We start from the raw sequence: 3,026 nt of genomic DNA on the forward strand, positions 1-3,026 counted from the left end.
CACGAGGAGTTAATTGAAGTGTTAAAGTTTACGTATTTTGATTCTCAAATTAAGACCATACTTTCTGACAGAAGTACATTCTGTGATCTGGCAGTAGAGCAGGAACTTGCGCCTGTTCTAGAAGTTCTCAGGCAGACTGGTGAAGTTGAAGGGGCTTGTTGTGGTGTCAAGCCTGGAGTCTCGGGATTAGTTTATGAACTCAGGGGAAGAACTTTCCAACTTACCTATGCTGTTGACGTTCCGCGAAAAGAAATCAGGTTTTATGAGTTTCAACAGATCTCTCACTTAATTGATTGGAAAACTGCTCTAGATCAAGATCTGCGTAGAGGCGAGCAACAGCCCATTTACATCCCTCAAATCGGTGATCCACAGAAGTACATTAAGACTGTTGAGCTAATTCATGGTGGAACCAACACATCTAAATCTTTAGGTGTTGCTTTTCGTAGTGGTGCCAAAAAAGAAAAAGATTTGGCTAGGAGAGGAGATTATCTTGGACGACCTGTGATGGAGATTGGTCTTGCCGCTCGAAGTTCAGCCGAGAATAAGTCTTCAAGCATTTACGTCTTAACAGATCGAGGTAAAAGGATTGCCCAGAGCGATGATCAGGAAACTCGTGAACGTCTTCTTGCAGAAGCATTGCTAGGGTTCTACCCGATTCAAATGATTATTGAGAAAACAACTCGTGACGATCAAGAACTCACTAAAGAATTAATTCAAGAGGTGATTTCTCTGGTGAGTTTCGGTGATTGTGGAGGAACTACCAACCCTCGAAGAGCGAGTTCTTTGCGGGCATTGGTGAATTGGGTGTCACGATGGGCTGGCATTCCAATCCGACGAGAAGGTAATGATGGTGTCCAACTCTATATCCCTCAAATCTATGCAAACTAAACCATACGATTTTGAAACCCAGCGCAAAGTTGGACAAGAAGGAGAAACCTTCTTAGACCAATGGTTACATCCTGTCTACAAAGTACTTGATGTCTCTGAAGAGGTGAAGTATCAGCAAGCAGGGATAGACAGAATTGTCACTCGGTCAGATGGATCAGTCATCACGATTGAGTATAAGTTTGATCTTGCGGCTAAACGGACAGGCAATCTCTTCTTTGAAACTATCTCGAACGACAAAGAGATGATTCCAGGATGGGGGTGGAGTTCTCAGGCGGATTACTGGATCGTCCTGATACCAGAGCAAGAAATTCTTGTTTTCAAACCAGGAAATCTGAGAGCGCTAGTTTGGGAATTACAGAAAACTCTTCAGAAGAGGAGTGTTCCCAATAAAGGATACAACACAGTTGGCTATCCCATTCCACTAACCCAAGCTAGAAAAGTTGCTTTTCAAATCAAGACTCTTTACCTAGAGAGTCTTTGAACTGTTTATAGGTTTTGGAGACTTGTTTGCTCATTAAATTTACACCAAGGTAGGATGATGCTGAATGTAACTATTGATGAAATTCAACGTGATCCCTTGAAGTACCTTCATCAGGTAGAGGCAGGCGAAACTCTTATCATTGTTAGATCTGACAAACCTATTGCCGAACTTAGACCTATTGCCAGTAGTAAGCAATTACGCCCATTTGGTTTGTGTGCAGGTGAGTTTATTGTTCCAGATGATTTCGATGCTCCCTTGCCGGAAGACCTTCTTAGCGCATTCGAGGGCAAATGAGGATTTTGCTAGATACCCATATCTTTCTATGGTTCATCAGTGGCGATACCCAGTTATCAACAGATGTTCGGGATGCAATTCGTGATCCAGACAATGAGGTTTATCTGAGCGCAATCTCAGTCTGGGAAGCAATTGTCAAGTACCAGTTGGGCAAGCTACCTCTGCCGGAGCATCCCGAAACGTATTTACCCAAACAGCGCGATCTACATCAAATAGCCAGTCTTGCCCTTGATGAAATTAGTGTGGTTCAACTGGCTAAACTGCCACTATTACATCGTGATCCATTTGACAGAATGCCTATCTGTCAAGCTTTACAAAATGGTTTGACAATTGCGACAGTGGATACAGCAATCCGTGCCTACTCAGTCAATGTCATGTAGCAGCGCAGCCCAACAATGCGTTGGTGCGGACGGAACAGAGGTTGTTGGTGGGAGTCCGATATTATCTGCCGCCGCACAACTTCACCGTTAGATTGCCCCTAGATTTGGGCACCGACAATTTAGGTGTTGACAGGTCTAAAAAGTTAGTGATAGTTTCTTTCACATCTGAGTAAGTCAGCTTAATTTTCGTTTCCCAATGTGTATTTATTGCGCCAAGTGAGACGAAAAGCGGGGGAACCAAGCTCTTTAAGAGCACAGGGGCGAATTTTCAGTGTGACACCCTGAAAAAGGACATCTCTCAGTCCTAGCCCGTCAGCTAACCTCGTCAGCATTGAGGGAAGACTGTTATCGATCACTACAAGTTAAGGCGTTTCTTGCGTTTCTAACAGGTAGTACCGGTTTCAACAGGATTCTTATTTGGACTCTCAGTTGCGTCAGTCCATTTTGAAACAATCCATTTTGAAACAAGGTACTATCACTCATGATGTTGATGAGTCTATAGCATTTTTCACTCTTGTGAGGCGTAGTAGCAACAGTGAGTGAACCAATTTTTGAGGTTTTCCAAAGATACTTGAGAAAAAGCGTCTTCAATGGCATTAGCGAGATCGGGATAGCTGCGTGCCCCAATCGTCCGCAAAATATTTTTAATCTTTGAGAAGCAATTTTCTATCGGTGAAAAGTCTGGAGAATAGGGAGGTAAATAAATCAACTTAGCACCCACGTCCTCAATCAGCTTTCTGATCGTGTCATGGTTGTGTATCGAGTAGTTATCCATAATCACACAAGCTCCTTTCCAAAGTTTCGGAACCAGGTGGCGAGCAATGAAGGCTTCAAAGGTCAAACCATCGGTTGAACCGACGATACTTACGTTAGTGACAACGGTTTTGAGGCTGATTGCACTGATTGTAGAGACTCGTTTACCTCGCTTGCTGGGGCGCTTACCCCGTGCTCTTTTACCTTTAGGGGCACGAGCATGTAACCGG

General features: G+C 43.7%; 5 protein-coding genes and 1 riboswitch. Of the genes, 4 read left to right on the plus strand and 1 reads right to left on the minus strand.

Going from position 1 to position 3,026, the window contains the following annotated elements:
- The 4 genes from DO97_RS20200 to DO97_RS20215 form a co-directional block, all read left to right on the plus strand.
- Positions 1-888, plus strand: an 888-nt coding sequence (locus DO97_RS20200) for a DUF7226 domain-containing protein (protein ID WP_036537095.1), incomplete at its 5' end; no start/stop codon positions are given.
- Positions 878-1,369: a hypothetical protein gene (locus DO97_RS20205; protein WP_036537098.1), complete on the plus strand. Its 492-nt coding sequence runs from the start codon at positions 878-880 to the stop codon at positions 1,367-1,369. The genes DO97_RS20200 and DO97_RS20205, both read left to right, overlap by 11 nt.
- Before the next feature lie 57 nt (positions 1,370-1,426).
- Positions 1,427-1,663 (plus strand): type II toxin-antitoxin system Phd/YefM family antitoxin, encoded by a 237-nt coding sequence (locus tag DO97_RS23485; RefSeq protein ID WP_036537103.1) that lies wholly within the window; start codon positions 1,427-1,429, stop codon positions 1,661-1,663.
- On the plus strand, positions 1,660-2,043 hold the full coding sequence (locus tag DO97_RS20215) for a type II toxin-antitoxin system VapC family toxin (RefSeq protein WP_036537101.1): 384 nt from the start codon (positions 1,660-1,662) through the stop codon (positions 2,041-2,043). The genes DO97_RS23485 and DO97_RS20215 overlap by 4 nt, the downstream gene beginning before the upstream one ends.
- Positions 2,044-2,241: 198 nt before the next feature.
- Positions 2,242-2,389, plus strand: a riboswitch (cyclic di-AMP (ydaO/yuaA leader).
- A 162-nt stretch (positions 2,390-2,551) separates the two neighbouring features.
- Here DO97_RS20215 and DO97_RS20220 read toward each other — a convergent pair.
- Positions 2,552-3,026, minus strand: a 475-nt coding sequence (locus tag DO97_RS20220) for a transposase (protein ID WP_036534696.1), incomplete at its 5' end; no start/stop codon positions are given.

The sequence above is a fragment of the Neosynechococcus sphagnicola sy1 genome (assembly GCF_000775285.1).
Lineage (GTDB): Bacteria > Cyanobacteriota > Cyanobacteriia > Neosynechococcales > Neosynechococcaceae > Neosynechococcus > Neosynechococcus sphagnicola.